The organism is Streptomyces sp. NBC_01267 (genome assembly GCF_036241575.1).
Classification (GTDB): Bacteria; Actinomycetota; Actinomycetes; order Streptomycetales; family Streptomycetaceae; genus Streptomyces.
Genome location: NZ_CP108455.1, coordinates 731174 through 748144 on the forward strand (window position 1 = coordinate 731174; position 16971 = coordinate 748144).

Below are 16971 nucleotides of genomic sequence, written 5' to 3' on the forward strand. Positions count from 1 at the left end.
GTATGGGAGCACCTGTGAAGCATCTGAGAACCGCCGAGTTCATCGACGCCCTGGACCAGGAGGGCCGTCGGCTCGCCGAGGCCGCCGCGCAGGCGGGCCCCGGGGCCGACGTGCCGACCTGTCCGGACTGGCAGGTACGGGACCTGCTGGCGCACACCGGCCGGACCCACCGCTGGTCGACGGCGTACGTGGTGGAGGGCCTCTCGCAGTACCAGCCCCCCGCGGACGCCCCGCCCGGCCTGGACGGGACCGCGCTGGTGGACTGGTTCAGGGACGGACACCGGACGCTGGTCGCCGCGTTGCGCGCAGCGCCGGACGACCTGAAGTCCTGGACCATCCTGCCCGCGGACTCCCCGCTCACGTTCTGGGCGCGGCGGCAGGCGCACGAGACGGCGGTGCACCGGATGGACGCCGAATCGGCGCTGGGCACCGAGATCACCGCGTCCGAGCCGGAGTTCGCCGCGGACGGTGTCGACGAACTGCTCCGCGGGCTCCAGTCGATGCCCAGGAGCCGGATGCGTACGGACGTACCGAAGACCCTCCGGGTCCGGGCGACCGACACCGGTGACGTGTGGACGGTCCGGCTGTCCGACGGGCCGCCGCAGGCCGACACCACCGATACCGGCGTCGCCGACGTCGAGTTGAGCGCGACCGCCACGCTGCTCTACGCGACGCTGTGGAACCGCCTGCCGCTCACCGCCGTGTCCGTCACGGGCGACGCGGCGCTCGCGCGGCTCTGGCGGGAGACGGCCGGGATCTGATCGCGGCAGCCGCCGTCATCGGGCCGTCCGGCCGCGTACCCCGGGAAACCGCCCCGGGCCGGGCGCGGCGTGTGAGACTTGCCGTATGGGCACAAGGTCTCGGTCCGAGCGCGATGCCATCACCGTCGAGATCGGTTACGCACTGGTCACTGCGGGCTTCGTGGCAGCTGCCACCTTCGTCGGGGTCGTCTGCCCGCTCTTCTTCCTCGACGTGCCGTCCGGCATCGCGCATGTCCTGTTCGTGGCGGCGGCCTCGGCGGCCACCGTCGCGTTCCTCGCCCGCGTCGTCCATGTCCTGTGGCGCTTCCGCGGTGTCGCTCAGCCCAGCCAACCGGGCCGGACCAAGCCCGACTCGTAGGCCAGCACGACCAGTTGGGCGCGGTCCCGGGCGCCGAGTTTCACCATGGCCCGGCTGACGTGCGTCTTGGCGGTCAGCGGGCTGACGACGAGCCTGCGGGCGATCTCGTCGTTGGAGAGCCCGATGCCGACCAGGGCCATCACCTCCCTCTCCCGGTCGGTGAGTCCGCCGAGGTCGGAGAGAGCCGCCGGTTCCTTGGAACGGGCGGCGAACTCCGCGATGAGTCTGCGTGTCACCCCCGGCGAGAGCAGCGCGTCGCCGTCGACCACCGCCCGTACCGCGCGCAGCAGTTCCTCCGGCTCGGTGTCCTTGACCAGGAACCCGGACGCGCCGGAGCGGATCGCCTCGAAGACGTACTCGTCGAGCTCGAAAGTGGTGAGCATGACCACCTTGACCCCGTCGAGGTCCTGGTCGTCGGTGATCTTCCGGGTGGCGGCCAGACCGTCGAGCACGGGCATCCGGATGTCCATCAGCACGATGTCGGGGCGCAGTTCGCGCACCAGTTGCAGCGCCTGGGCGCCGTCGGCGGCCTCACCGGCCACCTCGATGTCCGGCTGGGCCCCGAGCAGCGCCCGGAATCCGGCTCTGACGAGGGACTGGTCGTCGGCGAGCAGTACGCGGATCACGGGGACTCCTTCGGTGCGGCGGCGGGACCGGCGGCCTGTTCGGACGACTGTTCCGGTGACGGCGACGGCGACGGCGACGGCGACGGCGACGGCGACGAGGATGGCGTGGCCGACCGTCGGCCGGCGGAGAGCGGGATGAAGGCCTCGACCCGGAAGCCGCCTCCGGGGCGTGGGCCCGCGTCGATCGTGCCGCCCAGGGCCGCTGCCCGCTCGCGCATGCCCACCAGGCCGTTGCCGCTGCCGCCCGCTTCGCCGTGACTGGCGGGACCTTCGTCGTCGATGCGCAGCGCGAGCCGCTCCGGGGCATAGGTGAGCGTGATGTGGGCGGTACGGGACTCGGAGTGGCGGACGACATTGGTCAGGGCCTCCTGCAGGATCCGGAAGGCTGCGAGGTCCGCGCCGGGCGGGAGTTCCCTGCGTGCCCCTTCCGTCGTGGTCCCCACCGTCAGACCGGCGGCCGAAGCCTGCTCGACGAGTTCGGAGAGCCGGGCGAGTCCGGGCGCGGGCGCCCGGGGCGCGGCGCCCGGGGCGCGCAGCGTGTCCAGTACCTGCCGGACCTCGCCCAGGGCTTCCTTGCTCGCGGCCTTGATCGTGGTCAGGGCGGTGCGCGCCTGCTCGGGGTCCGAGTCCAGGAGCGCGAGCCCGACCCCTGCCTGCACATTGATGACGGAGATGCTGTGGGCCAGCACGTCGTGGAGTTCCCTGGCGATCCGGAGCCGTTCCTCGTCGGTGCGGCGCTTCTCGGCGGCCCGGCGCTCGGCCCGCTCGCGGGCCCACTGCTCACGCCGTACCCGAACCAGTTCCGCTGCGGCGAGCACGGCCACCACCCAGGCGGTGACGACCAGTTCCTGCCCCCAGGGCGCGGCATGGTCACCGGCCGGCGGAAGCCAACGGTAGAACCAGTGGACGGTCAGCACATGCCCCGCCCAGAGCATGCCGATGGCCGACCAGGCGGCGTAGCGGTGGCCGGACACCACGGCGGAGAAGCAGGCGACGGCGACCGTGACGAAGACCGGTCCGTACGGGTATCCCGCGCCGAGGTAGATCATCGTGGTGGCGGCGGTACCGAAGGCGACGAGTACGGGGTGCTTGATCCGCAGCAGCAGGAGAGCCTGGCCGAGCAGCATCAGGAGCCGGGCGTAGATGTCGAGCGGCACGCGGTGGCCGGCCTGCCCGTGCGCGGCGAAATTACTGCCCACCAGGACGATCACCGTGGTGACGAGCGTGGAGCGCCAGGGCAACCGGCCCTCGGACGGCGAGGCCCACGGTGGCTGCCACCGCCCCTGCCCGCCCTGTGCCCAGGGCGGGCCACCGCGTCCGCGTACGCGCTGCTCATCGGTGCCGGGCTGGTCCATGCGGGCAACGCTAGACCGAGGACCGCGCCGGAAGCGTCAGCCCGGCGTGGCGGTCAGGCCTACTCCCTGCGGAGTAGACCGACGGACTCCGCGAGGTTCCCGGCGGCGTGCGCGAAGAAGGTTTCGCGGTCCGTCACCACCTTGTGGAACTGGCCGAAGAGCTCGAAGGAAATGAGCCCGAAGAGCTGCGCCCAGGCCGCGGCGAGGGCCACGGCGACCGCGGGCGGGAGCTCCGGGGCGACATCCGCGGCGAGACGCCCGGCCTCCGGCCGCAGTGTTTCAGGCAGCGGGGGGAGGGCCAGTCCGCCGGTGCGGTTCGCGTCGAGGGTGACGGATATCAGGACCAGCGCGACCCTGGACGCGGGACCGACGGTCGCCTGCGGGGCCGCGTAGCCGGGGACCGGAGAGCCGTAGATCAGGGCGTACTCGTGGGGGTGGGCGAGCGCCCACCGGCGTACCGCCGCGCAGACCATGACCCATCGGTCGTGGTCGGTGGCCCGGCCCGCAGGGGCGAGGGCGGCTTCGGCGGCTTCCCCGATCGCGTCGTAGGCGTCGATGATCAGCGCGGTCAGCAGGTCGTCCCGGCTGGGGAAGTAGCGGTAGAGGCCGGAGGAGACCATGCCCAGCTCACGGGCCACCGCACGCAGGGAGAGTTTGGCCGCCCCCTGGTCGGCGAGCTGTCTGCGCGCCTCGTCCTTGATAGCTGCGGTGACCTCGACACGGGCCCGTTCCCTGGCTCCTCGGACAGCACTCATGGCAGCCAGTCTGCCAGATATCAGATCAGTGACCAACAATGTGAGCACTGCTCTTGCTTTAGATCACTGTTCCGATGCAGACTGGTCCCAGGAGAGAGAGCAGTGCTCACATTGTTCAGAGGGAGAAACTCATGACTGCCACCGCCCCCACCTACGTCAAGAAGCCCGGCTGGCTCACGGTCAACGTCTTCAACCGGGTGGTCGGCGGGCTGACCCGGCGCGGCATCAGCGTCCGGGGCTCTCGCATCCTGGCGGTGCGCGGACGCAAGAGCGGCGAGTGGCGTCACACTCCGGTCAACCCGCTGACGCTGGACGGCGGACAGTATCTGATCGCCGCCCGCGGCCACGTCCAGTGGACGCACAACATGCGCGTGGCCGGAGGCGGCGAACTCGGGCTCGGCGGCAAGCAGCAGCCCTTCACCGCGGTCGAGGTGCCCGACGACGAGAAGCCCGAGATCCTGCGCGCCTATCTGAAGCGCTGGAAGGCGGAGGTCGGGACGTTCTTCGGCGGCGTCGGCCCCGAATCGACCACCGAGGAACTCCGGCGGATCGCCCCCGACCACCCCGTCTTCCGGATCACCGCGGCACACTGACCGACCGACCGGACCGGCCAACCCGGCCAGTTGGCCGACCGGACGCGCGGTCGGCCGGACACCCGGCTGACCGGACACCCGGCCGACGACCGACTACTCGACCGGGCTGACTTCCCTGCCCACGTCCTCGCCGGTGTCCTCGGCTGCGTTCTCACCGGGACCGGCGACCTTGCCCGCCTTGTCGGGCTCCTTGCGGTCCAGAACGCCCAGGGCGCGCTGGGCCATCGGATGCGTACGGACCAGCTCCCCGAGTGAAGTCGAACCGCGGGTGATCCCGGCGAACGCCTTCCAGGCGGGCCGGAATCCGGTGATCACCGTGTGCAGCATCTTCGGGCGGCGCTCGAACAGCTTGAGCATCCGGCGCCCGACCGCCATCTCGACACCGAGTCCGGCCTTGATGGCGAAGGCGTAGTTCAGCGCCTGACGGCGGGCGTCCACCGCGTCGTGCGCCTCCGACACCCGGACCGCCCACTCCCCCGCGAGCCGGCCCGAACGCAGGGCGAAGGAGATCCCCTCACGCGTCCAGGGCTCCAGCAGACCGGCCGCGTCCCCGCAGACCAGCACGCGCCCCCGGGAGAGCGGTGAGTCCTCGCTGCGACACCGTGTCAGATGTCCGGAGGAGACGGACGGCTCGAAGCCCGCCAGACCCTGCCGCGCGATGAAGTCCTCCAGATAGCGCTTGGTGGCCGCGCCCTCGCCGCGTGCCGAGATCACACCGACGGTGAGCGTGTCGCCCTTGGGGAACACCCATCCGTAACTCCCCGGAATGGGGCCCCAGTCGATGAGCACCCGGCCCGCCCAGTCCTCGGCGACCGTCGGCGGCACCGGGATCTCCGCCTCCAGGCCGAGGTCCACCTGGTCGAGCTTCACACCGACATGTGCCCCTATGCGGCTGGCACTGCCGTCCGCGCCCACGACCGCGCGCGCCAGCACCGTCTCCCCGTCGGAGAGGACCACGGCGACGGTGCGCCGGTCCGGGACAGCGGAGCCGTGCTGCTCGACCCTCGCCACCGCCGCACCCGTACGGATCTCGGCGCCCGCCTTCTGCGCCTCCTCGACCAGCCCCTGGTCGAACTCCGGGCGGTTGATCAGCCCGAAGAGCATCTGCTTGGAGCGCCGGGTCCGGGTCATCCTGCCGTTCATCGAGAACGTCACCGCGTACACCCGGTCACGCAGGGGCAGTTCGAACCCCGGCGGCAGGGAGTCGCGGGACGGGCCGATGATGCCGCCCCCGCATGTTTTGTAGCGGGGCAACTCGGCCTTCTCCAGAAGGAGGACCCGGCGTCCCGCCACCGCCGCGGCATATGCCGCAGAGGCCCCGGCAGGACCTGCGCCGACCACCACCACATCCCATACCGGCCGGTCGTTCTCCGTGCTCGCGTCTGCGTTCTCGCTGCTCACGATGTGCTGCTGCTCCTGATCCGACCAGTGGCCCGTGCTGTCGACGGCATACTACGGCGCGATGTCGCCCTATCCCGCTGTGGGAGGATCGATCGCACCTTCGTTGTACACACACGTACACGTACTTCAACGTCGCACCCACGAGGAGCGTGCCCATGACCGCGATTCCGATTGCCGAGACCATCGCCTCGCTGATGCCCCGCGCCCAGGCGGAGCTGACCGAGCTGGTCGCGTTCCGGTCGGTGGCGGATCCGGCGCTCTTCCCCAGGAGCGAGTGCGAGGACGCGGCGAACTGGGTTGCCGGTGCGCTGCGTGACGAGGGCTTCCAGGACGTCGCCCTGCTGGACACTCCGGACGGCACCCAGTCGGTCTACGGCTTCCTGCCCGGCCCCGCCGACGCCCCGACGGTGCTGCTCTACGCGCACTACGACGTGCAGCCGCCGCTCGACGAGGACGCCTGGCTCTCCCCGCCGTTCGAGCTGACCGAGCGGAACGGCCGCTGGTACGGGCGGGGCGCCGCCGACTGCAAGGGCGGGTTCATCATGCACCTGCTCGCGCTGCGCGCCCTCAAGGCCGGCGGAGGCGTCCCCGTCTCCGTCAAGGTCATCGCGGAGGGCTCGGAGGAGCAGGGCACCGGCGGCCTGGAGCGGTACGCGGAGGCACACCCCGAACTGCTCGCCGCCGACGCCGTCGTCATCGGGGACACCGGGAACTTCCGGGTCGGCCTGCCCACCGTCACCGCCACCCTGCGCGGCATGACGATGCTCCGGGTCCAGCTGGACACCCTCGAAGGCAATCTGCACTCCGGCCAGTTCGGCGGCGCGGCGCCCGACGCGCTCGCCGCGCTGATCCGCGTGCTGGACTCGCTGCGCGCCGCCGACGGCTCGACGACCGTCGACGGCCTGGCCGCGGACGCGAGCTGGGCGGGGCTCCAGTACCCGGAGGCCGAGTTCCGTCAGGATGCGAAGGTCCTCGACGGTGTCGCGCTGATCGGCACCGGAACGGTCGCCGACCGGATCTGGGCCCGCCCCGCAGTCACGGTCATCGGAATCGACTGCCCGCCCGTCGTGGGCGCCACTCCGTCGGTGCAGGCGAGCGCACGGGCCCAGGTCAGCCTGCGGGTGCCGCCGGGCACCGACGCCGCGGAGGCGACCAAGCTGCTGACCGCGCACCTGGAGGCGCACACCCCGTGGGGCGCGCGGGTCTCGGTGGAGCAGGTCGGCCAGGGGCAGCCGTTCCGCGCCGACACCAGCAGCCCCGCGTACACCTCGATGGCCGAGGCGATGCGGATCGCGTACCCCGGCGAGGAGATGCAGTCCGCGGGCATGGGCGGCTCGATCCCGCTGTGCAACACGCTGGCCACGCTCTATCCGGAGGCGGAGATCCTGCTGATCGGACTCAGCGAGCCGGAGGCGCAGATCCACGCCGTCAACGAGAGCGTGTCCCCCGAGGAGCTGGAGCGGCTCTCGGTCGCCGAGGCGCACTTCCTCGTCAACTACGCCAGGTCCAAGCAGAGCTGACCGCGCGCCGCACGCCCGGACCGCCCGTCACCGGGCGGCGGTGCGCGGTAGCGGCCACGGCCCGCGCCGACTGCGGCGGTCCCGTCACGGGGTCGCCGCAGCCGTACCGCAGGTGTCAGCCGACCGGGACACCGGCCTCCAGGTTCAGGACGACCGACCGCTCCCTGGCCCGCAGGGCCCAGCGCAGCCGCTCGTACCTGACGGGCGGCAGCAGCTCCGCCGCGTCCTGCTCGCTGACGAACCGCCAGCCGCGCAGTTCGGAACCGGGCAGCAGCAGCCGTTCCGCTTCGCCGCTGTCGAGGCGGCCACCGTCGAAGAGCAGCCGCAGGCCCCCGTATCCCGGGGGGTTCGGCGGCTCCCAGTCCACCACCAACAGCGTGGGCACGCGGTCCAGTTGTATCCCTATCTCCTCGGCGACCTCGCGGATGCCCGCGCGGGCCGGGGCCTCACCGTTCTCCACCACTCCGCCGGGGAACTCCCAGCCGGGCTTGTACGTCGGGTCGACGAGCAGCACCCGGTCCTGCTCGTCGAAGAGCAGGACGCCCGCGGCGAGTGTCTCCGCGGTCGGCTCGGGGGTCTGGACGATCTCGCAGGCCCGCGCGGCCCCGGTACGGACCGCCTCGGCGATCTGCCGCGCGGTGTCGGCCGGGGTGAGGGCGCTGGTGTCGAGCGTATGGGCGTCCGTGGTGAGCCAGCCGAGCGCCGTCCGGTAGGGCTCGATGTGTTCGTACGCCCACTGTCTTGTGCGCGCGCTGCCCTCGGGATCGTCCGGGAACTCCTCGCGGCCGGCGATCCGTTCGCGCAGGATCGTTTCCTCCGGTGCCAGGAGCACATGACAGACCGGGATGCGGCGGGAGGCCAGTCCTCCGAAGATCTCGTCGCGGTACTCCTGTCTGAGCAGCGTCATCGGCACGACGAGCACCCCGCCCATCTCGGCGAGGAGCGCGGAGGCCGCGTCGACGACCATGCGCCGCCAGATCGGCAGGTCCTGGTAGTCGTTCACCTCGGCCAGCCTCTTCGGCGGCAGCAGCAACCGCAGCGCCCCGCCGAGTACTTCGGGGTCGTAGAAGGTGCTGTTCGGGATCAGATCGATCAGTTCTCGCGCGGCACTGGTCTTCCCCGCGCTGAACGCACCGTTGACCCAGACGATCACGGTTCCCCCTCTTCCCTCAGACCTGTCCGGCAGATCATGGCCGGGGCACGGCACCTCGCCGCGTTGCCCCGACGCCGCGCCCTGTCCGACCCCGATCCGCCGGACAGGCCCTGGCCTTCAGTGGCTTGCCCGCAACACCCTGCCACGGAAACCCCGTTGTGCGGCATGGTGCTCGTCACCCTCGTCGTCCCTCGGGATACTCACAGGTATCGCCCATGAACCCGCGTGCTGACATCGGGGAAGAACGGCGGAGCGGATCGGGCCCGGCGTATCCGTCGGCCCGCGGGCAGGTGGATGCGCCGGGCCGACGGATCGTGCCGGGTCAGGTGTCAGCGGTTGAAGGACGACCCGAGCCGCGCGTTCGCCGGGTCGGTGCCGAGCGTGCCGCTGCCGAAGGTCATCGAGCCGGTGCCCGTCGTGCCGTCGGCGGTGCCCGGCAGCGCCCAGACGGATCCCGCGTTCTCGTTCTCACCGGGGGCGCCGACGATCAGCTCGGCCCGGCCGTCGGAATCGGCGTCCGCCAGCGAGGTCGCCCCGCCGAACTCGTCCTTCGGTTCGGCGACCCCCTCGATGCCCGGGGTGTCCTGGTGGAACGCCTTGGAACCGGTGGCGGTGGGGCCGGTGGCGCTGCCCCGCAGCACGATCACCTGCCCCGCCCGCGCCTTGGTGCCGAGGGCCTCGCCGGGAACACCGACCACGATGTCGCCGTACCCGTCGCCGTTCGTGTCACCGACGGAGACCGCGGCTCCGAAGCCGTCGCCCACCTCCGACGCCCCGGGGACGCCCGGGGAGTCCTGGCTGAAGGCCTTCGCCCCGTCGCCCTGCGGCCCGGTCGAGCCACCCGGGATGTACATGATCATGCCGCCCTTGGCGAGGGGCAGATCGACATCGCTGTCGTACCCCTCGACCGGGCGGCCGACAACGATGTCGGCGAATCCGTCGTGGTTCACGTCACCGGTGGTGACGTGTTCGCCGCCCTGGACGCGGCCCCCCTTGGAGTTGGTGACGGTCGTGGCGGCGGCGAACCCGTCGGGCGTACCGCGCAGGAAGCGCACCCGCCGGGCGTCGTACTCGTCACCGTCGTTGACCGTACCGACGAGGTCGGTGATGCCGTCGCCGGTGATGTCTCCCGCGGCGATGTCCAGGTACCGGGTGTCGTCCACGTCCCGGACGACCGTCGTGCCGTGTGCGGAGCCGTCGCGCCCGAACGGCCCGGAGAGCAGCCGCAGATGCATCCCGCTCGCGGTGGTCACCACGTCCTGGCTGCCGTCACCGTTGAAGTCCCCGACGGCGAGCTTGTCGCCGATGCCTCCGGTGTCGGTCTCCCCCTTGGCGATCACCGCACCGCCGGAGAGGCCCGTGGGGCTCCCCCAGAGCACGGTGAGCGTGCCGAGCTTGCCGACGCCCGCGTCCTCGCCGGAGGCCCCGACGACGAGATCGGTGTAGCCGTCGCCGTCGAGGTCCGCGGAGGCGAGGGCGCTGCCGAACGCGTCGGCGGACTCGGCGGAGTCGGGCACGCCCTCGGAGTTCTGGGTGATGACCTGCCTGGAGGCCCGGTTCACACCGGACTTGGAGCCGTACATCGCCCCGACGTAACCGGCGCCCTTCTTCCCGTCGACCGTGGCGGACGGCGCCGCGAAGGCGACATCGGCATAGCCGTCGCCGTTGAAGTCCGCCTTCTCGACCGCCGCGACGGCGCCGGCGGTCGTGGCGGACGGGGATCCGGCTCGGGCCGCCGGTGCGACGACGACGGCGGACACGACGGCGACGGCGAGGGCCACACCAGTACCCAGGGTTCGGGAAGACACACGAGCTCCGCTCTTTCAGATGGTTGCTTCACCTCCCCTGACACACGTGAGCGCGGAATGGTTGCACAGGCAATGGGGCGGGCAGAAGCGCAAACCCACCGACTTCGTCCGTCACTTGGTCGAACCGAGCGTCAGTCCCGCGATGAAGTGCTTCTGCAACAGCAGGAACACCACCAGCGTGGGGAGCGCGACGATCACCGATCCCGCGGCGAGCAGGTTGTAGTCGGTGAAGAACTGACCGCGGAGGTTGTTCAGCGCCGAGGTGATGGGCAGCTTGTCCCCGTCGGACATGAAGACCAGGGCCCACAGGAAGTCGTTGTACATCCAGGTGAATTCGAGGGTGGCGAGCGCGGCGATGGCCGGGCGGCACAGGGGCAGCGTGATCCGCCAGAACTGGGTCCAGACGCCAGCCCCGTCGACGATCGCGGCTTCCAGGATCTCCTCGGGCAGGGTCCGCATGAAGTTCGCGAGGACGAAGACGCAGAAGCCGATCTGGAATCCGACCTGTACCAGGACGACGGCCCAGTAGGAGTCGAACATCGTCATCGAGTCGGACATCCAGTACGGCAGCGGGATGCGGTTGAAGACGACGTACAGCGGGGTGACGATGACCTGTTGCGGCAGCAGGTTGCCCGCGGTGAAGAGCATCAGCAGCACGATGCCGCCGCGCAGCCGGATCCGGGAGACGGCGAAGGCGACGAAGGACGCGAGGAACAGCGTGACGATGACGCCGGGCACCGCGATGATCAGGGTGTTGACGAAGTACTTCGTCATCCCCGAGTCGCTGAACGCCTGTTTGTAGTAGTGGAAGGAGAGGTGCTTCGGCAGCGAGAAGTACCCGTACTTGGACGTCTCGTCGTACGGCCTGAGCGAGGCGTAGACCGCGAGCAGCAGAGGCGCGAGGAACGCGATCGAGACGCCCATCAGGAAGACGTGTACGCCGATCCGGCCCGGACGCGTCCCCCGCCGGCGGGCGGTGGGCACGGACGCCGGGGCCACGGCGCGGGGCGGGGCGGTGCCTACGGTCATCGGGACTTCTCTCCTCGGATCTCCTGCACCAGATACGTCACGACGAAGCCCATGGAGACCGCCAGCAGCACCACGGCGATCGCGGAGCCGAAGCCGATTCTGCTGGCTTCGCCGATGATGTTGTCGGTGACGAGCACCGAGAGCACTTCCAGGCCGTTGCGGCCGTGGTTCACCGCGTAGACGATGTCGAAGGCGCGCAGCGACTCGATGACGGTGATGACGCCGACGATCACATTGACCGGCCGCAGGGTCGGGAAGACGATCCTGAAGAAGGTCTGCGCCTCGCTCGCGCCGTCGATGGACGCCGCTTCCTTGAGCGAGGGATCGACGGCCTTGAGTCCGGCCAGGTAGAGGATCATCACGTAGCCGGTGTGCCGCCAGGCCGCCGCCAGCAGGATCATCCAGATGTTGAGGTTCGGATCGCCGAGCCAGTCGGTGGGATTCTTCGTGTTCCCGAGCACGGCGTTGAGTACGCCCTGGTCGCGGGAGAAGATCAGCTGGGCGATGAAGCCCACCACGGCGAGCGAGAGCACCACCGGCATGTACAGGGTCGACTGGTAGAAGCGGCTGAACCGCACGCCCCTGTCGATGAGTACGGCGAGCAGCAGGCCGAACGGCACGGCGACGAGCCCGAGGAAGGCGAGCCACAGCAGGTTGTGCCGCACGGCGGGCCAGAACGGCGGGTAGTTGGTGAAGAGGTTCGCGTAGTTCTGCGTCCCCACCCACTTGATGGATCCGATGCCGTCCCAGCTGGTGAAGGAGAGCACCACCGAAGCGAGGGTCGGCCCCCACACGATGGCGACGTCGAGCAGGACGGGTATGCCCAGCAGCACCCCGAGGACGACGAGGTCGCGCCTGGTGAAACGGCGGCGGCCTCGTCGTCCGGAGCGCCGCGCGGTGTTGAGCGCCACGGGTCTTTACTCCAGGGGGCTGATCACTCGGAAGCGAAGATGGACTTCTTCTGACGCTCGATGTCGTTGCACAGGCCGTCGACATCGTTCGGGCTGGAGATGAACTTCTGGATGGCCGGGATCATCACCGTCGAGGCGAAGTCGGGGCGGGTGTCACGGTCCATGAACTGCGAGATCTGCTTGGCACCGGCGATCAGTTCGGCGGACTTCTTCTGCAGCGGGGTGTACTTCGAGAGGTCCGCCCCGCTGTTGACCGCGATGTTGTTGGGGTCACCGGCGAGGTAGACGTCCTCGGCCTTCGGCGTGGCCAGCCACCTGAGCAGGTCCTTCGCGCTCTCCATGGACTTCTTGTTCTTGAGTTCCTTGGACTTCTTCGCCAGCAGGAATCCGTCGATGGGTGCCTCGACGGCGTCCTGTCCGTGCTCCGGGTTGATCTCGGGGAACGCGAAGAAGTCGATGTCGGGGCGCTCGTTCGCCGGGAACTGCTGGCCCGGGTGCGGCATCCCGAGGACCACCATGCCGATCTCGCGCTTCTGCAGGCTCTGTGCCGCCTCCTGCCACGTACGGCCGTTGGCGCCCTTCTGGCAGTACGGCAGGAGACGCCGCCAGGTGTCGAAGACGTCCTTGACCCGCTTGTCGGTCCACGCCTCCTCCCCGGCCATCAGGGACTTGTGGAAGTCGTAGCCGTTGGTCCGCATGTTGAGGTAGTCGAAGGTGCCCATCGCGGGCCACCCGTCCTTGTCGCAGAAGCCGATGGGGTCCAGCTTGTCCTTCTGCATCTGCTTGGCGAGCGCGACGTACTCGTCGAGTGTCTTCGGCGCCTCGTAGCCGTACTTGGTGAAGAGGCTCTTCCGATGGAAGACCGCCCACGGGTAGTAGTAGTACGGCGTGAAGTACTGCTTGCCGTCCGCTCCCGTCGACTGGGCCTTCAGCGCGGGGGTGAAGCCCTTGTACTCCTGCCAGAGGTCGCTGATGTCGTACAGCAGGCCCTTCTTGGCGAAGTACTGCATCCGGTTTCCGGCGAACCACATGAAGACTTCGTCCGGATCGCTCTGCAGATACCGGTTGATGTTCTCCTGGAAGCTGTTGTGGTCAACCGTGTTGACCTTGATCTTCCGGCCGTCCTTGGACTGCTTCTCGTACGCGGCGAAGGCGTCGGCAAATGCTTTCTTCGGCACCGCGTCCGAGGAATTCGACCCCAGCTTGATGGTCTTGGAGTCTCCTCCGGGGCCGCTGCTGCAGGCCGTGAGGAGCGAAGGCAGCGCCACGGCGCCGGCACCGGCCGCCGCGCCACGCAGAAGGCCCCGCCGGGACATCCGATGTCCAGCCACACTCCCAGGCACGACTGAACCGTTGTACGAAGACTGCGCCATGTCCCCCTCCTCCAGGGTGAAACTCAACACAAACGAACGCGAGGATTGGATCTCACCCTCAACTGACGTGCCAGTCAAGGGTTTTAGCGAGATATCGAACAACCGTTACCGCGACTCTTCCAACAGAGTCGAACAAGCCCTACCGTAAACGCTCGTCACTGACACGTACATGCAGACATCCGATCACGGGAACGTACGGAGGAACGTATCGATGCGTCACCTTCCAGCCCGCACCACCACCGGAACCCGCCGAAGAGTCCTCGGAGCACTGGTCACAGCCCTGCTGTGTGCCGGCGGGGTAGCCTCCCCGGCCGTCGCGAGCACCGCGCCGGACAGTGTGTCCCCGCATCTCGGCAACGGTCTCGCACTGACACCTCCGATGGGCTTCAACAACTGGAACTCCACCGGCTGCAGCGCCGACTTCAACGAGACGATGGTGAAGGGCATCGCCGACATCTTCGTCGACAAGGGACTCAAGGCGGCCGGCTACCAGTACGTCAACCTCGACGACTGCTGGGCGAAGCCGCAGCGGGACGCCGACGGCAAGTTGGTCCCCGATCCCGTGCGATTCCCCAACGGGATCAAGGCAGTTGCCGACTACGTCCACTCCAAGGGCCTGAAGCTCGGCATCTATACGAGCGCCGGCACCAAGACGTGCGACAGCGTGGGGCTGCCCGGAGCGCTCGGCCACGAGTACAGCGACGCCCAGCAGTTCGCCGACTGGGGCGTCGACTACCTCAAGTACGACAACTGCAACAACCTGGGCATCGACGCGGTGCAGCGCTACAAGACGATGCGTGACGCGCTCGCGGCGACCGGCCGCCCGATCGTCTACAGCATCTGCGAATGGGGCTCCAACAAGCCCTGGGAGTGGGCCGGGGACGTCGGGAACCTGTGGCGCACCACCGGTGACATCAGCGACAGCTGGTCGTCCATGCTGTCGATCCTCAAGCAGAACCTGCCGCTCGACGCGGCGGCCGGCCCCGGGCACTGGAACGACCCGGACATGCTGGAGGTCGGCAACGGCGGTATGACCGACACCGAGTACCGCACGCACTTCTCGATGTGGTCGATCATGGCGTCGCCGCTGCTCATCGGCACCGACCTGCGCAAGGCATCGGCCGAGACGTACGACATCGTGACCAACAAGGAAGTCATCGCCGTCGACCAGGACCCGCTCGGCAAGCAGGGCAAGGTGCTGTCCTCCGAGGGCGGTCGCTGGGTGGTCGCGAAGGAGATGGCGGACGGCAGCCGCGCCGTCGCGCTCTTCAACGAGAGCGACAGCCCGCAGCGCGTCTCCACCACGGCGAGCGCGGTCGGGCTGCCCGAGGCGTCCGGGTACACCGAGCGCGATCTCTGGCAGCACAAGACCTACAACACGGCGGGCAGCCTCTCGGCGACCGTCCCGGCGCACGGCACGGTGCTGCTGCGCGTCGCACAGGACCCCAAGTGGGCCGCGTACCCGTCGGCCGTCGAGTCGGGCATCAGCGGCTCCCTGCTCGTCCAGGCGGGCAAGGCGAGCACGTTGACCACCACGGTCACCGACCAGGGCCGTACCCCGGCGCTCCAGGCGGGCGCCTCGCTCTCCGCTCCGGCCGGCTGGGGTGTGAAGGCCCTCTCCAAGGCCACTGCGGCATCCGTGCCGACCGGGGAGTCCCTGCGGACCTCCTGGCGGCTCACGCCGCCCGCAGGGGCCGCCACGGGCTCGTACGACCTGAAGCTGACCTCGACGTACCGCTCCCTCACCGGGGAACGCGTCACGACCGAGCTGCCCGTCCAGGCCCATGTCGTCGTGGCGCCGCCGTCGGGGAGTTCGTATCTCAGCGATCTGCCCGCGGTGTCGTCCAGCAACGGCTGGGGCCCGGTGGAGAAGGACACCAGCAACGGTGAGACCAAAGCGGGCGACGGCAGCCCGATCACCATCAACGGGATCGTCTACGCCAAGGGCCTCGGGGTGCACGCGCCGAGCGCTGTCGAGTACTACGCCGGCGGCGCCTGCTCCAATGTGAGCGCCCAGGCGGGTGTCGACGACGAGACGGGGATCAAGGGCACGGTCACCTTCGAGATCTGGGCGGACGGCACGAAGGTGGCGTCGACCGGCGTCCTCACCAACGTCGACTTCGCGCACTCGATCTCGGCCGACGTGAGCGGTGCGCAGGTGGTACGTCTGGTGGTCACCGACGCCGGGGACGGGAACGACTCCGACCACGCCGACTGGGCGGACGCGAAGCTCAGCTGCTGACAACCGCCGCCGCCCCGCCCGGTTCGCCGAGCGAGGCGGCGGCTGCCGCCCCGACCAGACCCGCGTCATTGCCCATGAGCGCGGGAGCCACCTTCAGCTGTTGTACGAAGGAGAGCGTGGCGTAGTCCCGCAGCGCCCGCCGCAGCGGGGCGAAGAGCACCTCGCCCGCGCCCGCCACTCCCCCGCCGATCACGGCGATGTCGATCTCGACGAGGGTCGCCGTGGCGGCGATCCCCGCGGCCAGCGCCTGGGCCGCGCGCTCGAAGGAGGCGGTGGCGACCGGGTCGCCCGAGCGGGCCGCTGCGGCGACCGCGGCGGCGGTGGCGTCTCCGTCCGGGCCGGGCAGCCAGCCGTCGGCCAGCGCCCGGCGGGCGATGTTCGGCCCGCTGGCGATGCGCTCCACGCAGCCGCGCGACCCGCACGGGCAGGAGTCCCCGTCCAGGTCCACGCTGATGTGACCGATGTGCCCCGCGTTCCCGGTGGGACCCGCGCGCAGCACACCCCCCAGCACCAGGCCGCCGCCCACACCGGTCGAGACGACCATGCACAGGGCGTTGTCGTAACCGCGGGCGGCGCCCCGCCAGTGTTCGGCGGCGGTCATCGCGACGCCGTCACCGACGAGCGTGACGGGCAGTCCGCCCACGGCGTCGCGCACCCGGCCGACCAGCGGATAGTCGCGCCAGCCCGGCACGTTCACCGGGCTGACGGTCCCGTCCGAGGCGTCCACGGGGCCGGCGCTGCCGATCCCGACGGCCGTCGTACGCTCCCAGCGCGGGTCGGCGGCGAGGTCCGCCAGCACGGTCCGGACGGCGTCCATCACCGTGTCGCCGTCCTCCTTGGCGGGCGTCGGCGCCTGTGTGCGGACGAGAATCTGCCCCCTGCCGTCCACCAGCGCGCCGGCGATCTTTGTGCCGCCGATGTCGAGCGCGGCTACCAGGTGGTTGTGCATCGGTGTCGGATCTCCAGGTGACAAGGGGTAATGAAGAGTGCTGTGGCCAGTCTCCATTCACCTGACAACGTTGTCCAGGCCCTATGCTCGACGCCACAGCTCTTCCCGCTCCACCAGCCGACGACAGGACAGCGCAC

Annotated in this window: 15 protein-coding genes; 5 read left to right on the forward strand and 10 right to left on the reverse strand. The window is 69.9% G+C overall.

Annotation, left to right across the window (positions count from 1 at the left end; translation table 11 throughout):
- The first annotated feature begins 23 nt into the window (after window positions 1–23).
- Entirely contained in the window at window positions 24–761 is a 738-nt protein-coding gene (locus OG709_RS03465) for a maleylpyruvate isomerase family mycothiol-dependent enzyme (RefSeq protein ID WP_266645141.1), read from the forward strand.
- A gap of 85 nt (window positions 762–846) precedes the next feature.
- Window positions 847–1119: a DUF6332 family protein gene (locus tag OG709_RS03470; protein ID WP_329164765.1), complete on the forward strand. Its 273-nt coding sequence runs from the start codon at window positions 847–849 to the stop codon at window positions 1117–1119.
- Here OG709_RS03470 and OG709_RS03475 read toward each other — a convergent pair.
- The 3 genes from OG709_RS03475 to OG709_RS03485 are packed head-to-tail and all read right to left on the reverse strand — an operon-like array spanning window position 1080 to window position 3855.
- Window positions 1080–1745: a response regulator gene (locus OG709_RS03475; RefSeq protein WP_250300528.1), complete on the reverse strand. Its 666-nt coding sequence runs from the start codon at window positions 1743–1745 to the stop codon at window positions 1080–1082. The genes OG709_RS03470 and OG709_RS03475 overlap by 40 nt on opposite strands.
- Window positions 1742–3100 (reverse strand): sensor histidine kinase, encoded by a 1359-nt coding sequence (locus OG709_RS03480; RefSeq protein WP_329164768.1) that lies wholly within the window; start codon window positions 3098–3100, stop codon window positions 1742–1744. Before OG709_RS03480 ends, OG709_RS03475 begins: the two co-directional genes overlap by 4 nt.
- A 59-nt stretch (window positions 3101–3159) precedes the next feature.
- Complete coding sequence (locus tag OG709_RS03485; protein WP_250300532.1) at window positions 3160–3855, reverse strand: TetR/AcrR family transcriptional regulator; 696 nt, start codon at window positions 3853–3855, stop codon at window positions 3160–3162.
- A gap of 131 nt (window positions 3856–3986) precedes the next feature.
- Here OG709_RS03485 and OG709_RS03490 point away from each other — a divergent pair, with 131 nt between their 5' ends.
- A complete protein-coding gene (locus OG709_RS03490; protein ID WP_250300534.1) occupies window positions 3987–4448 on the forward strand; it encodes a nitroreductase family deazaflavin-dependent oxidoreductase in 462 nt (153 codons plus the stop codon).
- A 93-nt stretch (window positions 4449–4541) separates the two neighbouring features.
- Here the strand turns inward: OG709_RS03490 and OG709_RS03495 are convergent, their stop codons facing one another.
- A complete protein-coding gene (locus OG709_RS03495) occupies window positions 4542–5849 on the reverse strand; it encodes a geranylgeranyl reductase family protein (protein ID WP_329164771.1) in 1308 nt (435 codons plus the stop codon).
- 155 nt (window positions 5850–6004) lie between these two features.
- Between OG709_RS03495 and OG709_RS03500 the strand changes: the two genes are divergently transcribed.
- Window positions 6005–7369, forward strand: coding sequence for a dipeptidase (locus tag OG709_RS03500; protein WP_250300538.1), 1365 nt, complete (start codon window positions 6005–6007; stop codon window positions 7367–7369).
- Between the two features lie 115 nt (window positions 7370–7484).
- On the opposite strand, the gene OG709_RS03505 is transcribed toward OG709_RS03500, so the two are convergent.
- From OG709_RS03505 to OG709_RS03525, 5 genes are all read right to left on the reverse strand, one after another.
- Window positions 7485–8522, reverse strand: coding sequence for an NUDIX domain-containing protein (locus OG709_RS03505; protein WP_250300540.1), 1038 nt, complete (start codon window positions 8520–8522; stop codon window positions 7485–7487).
- Between the two features lie 329 nt (window positions 8523–8851).
- Window positions 8852–10330 (reverse strand): FG-GAP-like repeat-containing protein, encoded by a 1479-nt coding sequence (locus OG709_RS03510; RefSeq protein ID WP_329164773.1) that lies wholly within the window; start codon window positions 10328–10330, stop codon window positions 8852–8854.
- Window positions 10331–10441: 111 nt separating this feature from the next.
- Entirely contained in the window at window positions 10442–11359 is a 918-nt protein-coding gene (locus OG709_RS03515) for a carbohydrate ABC transporter permease (RefSeq protein ID WP_250300544.1), read from the reverse strand.
- A complete protein-coding gene (locus OG709_RS03520) occupies window positions 11356–12270 on the reverse strand; it encodes a carbohydrate ABC transporter permease (protein WP_266644298.1) in 915 nt (304 codons plus the stop codon). The genes OG709_RS03515 and OG709_RS03520 overlap by 4 nt, the downstream gene beginning before the upstream one ends.
- 23 nt (window positions 12271–12293) lie before the next feature.
- A complete protein-coding gene (locus OG709_RS03525; RefSeq protein ID WP_250300548.1) occupies window positions 12294–13586 on the reverse strand; it encodes an ABC transporter substrate-binding protein in 1293 nt (430 codons plus the stop codon).
- Between the two features lie 268 nt (window positions 13587–13854).
- Here OG709_RS03525 and OG709_RS03530 point away from each other — a divergent pair, with 268 nt between their 5' ends.
- Window positions 13855–15885 (forward strand): NPCBM/NEW2 domain-containing protein, encoded by a 2031-nt coding sequence (locus OG709_RS03530; protein WP_329164776.1) that lies wholly within the window; start codon window positions 13855–13857, stop codon window positions 15883–15885.
- Here OG709_RS03530 and OG709_RS03535 read toward each other — a convergent pair.
- Complete coding sequence (locus OG709_RS03535; protein ID WP_266644295.1) at window positions 15875–16834, reverse strand: ROK family protein; 960 nt, start codon at window positions 16832–16834, stop codon at window positions 15875–15877. The two genes, OG709_RS03530 and OG709_RS03535, sit on opposite strands and share 11 nt — an antisense overlap.
- Window positions 16835–16971 lie beyond the last annotated feature (137 nt).

What these genes read in the sequence shown, in the direction of transcription:
- OG709_RS03535 (WP_266644295.1), bottom strand. Translation starts at nt 16,834, where the DNA reads ATGCACAACCACCTGGTAGCCGCGCTCGACATCGGCGGCACAAAGATC.
- OG709_RS03530 (WP_329164776.1), top strand. Translation starts at nt 13,855, where the DNA reads ATGCGTCACCTTCCAGCCCGCACCACCACCGGAACCCGCCGAAGAGTC.
- OG709_RS03515 (WP_250300544.1), bottom strand. Translation starts at nt 11,359, where the DNA reads ATGACCGTAGGCACCGCCCCGCCCCGCGCCGTGGCCCCGGCGTCCGTG.
- OG709_RS03500 (WP_250300538.1), top strand. Translation starts at nt 6,005, where the DNA reads ATGACCGCGATTCCGATTGCCGAGACCATCGCCTCGCTGATGCCCCGC.
- OG709_RS03525 (WP_250300548.1), bottom strand. Translation starts at nt 13,586, where the DNA reads ATGTCCCGGCGGGGCCTTCTGCGTGGCGCGGCGGCCGGTGCCGGCGCC.
- OG709_RS03480 (WP_329164768.1), bottom strand. Translation starts at nt 3,100, where the DNA reads ATGGACCAGCCCGGCACCGATGAGCAGCGCGTACGCGGACGCGGTGGC.
- OG709_RS03485 (WP_250300532.1), bottom strand. Translation starts at nt 3,855, where the DNA reads ATGAGTGCTGTCCGAGGAGCCAGGGAACGGGCCCGTGTCGAGGTCACC.
- OG709_RS03490 (WP_250300534.1), top strand. Translation starts at nt 3,987, where the DNA reads ATGACTGCCACCGCCCCCACCTACGTCAAGAAGCCCGGCTGGCTCACG.
- OG709_RS03470 (WP_329164765.1), top strand. Translation starts at nt 847, where the DNA reads ATGGGCACAAGGTCTCGGTCCGAGCGCGATGCCATCACCGTCGAGATC.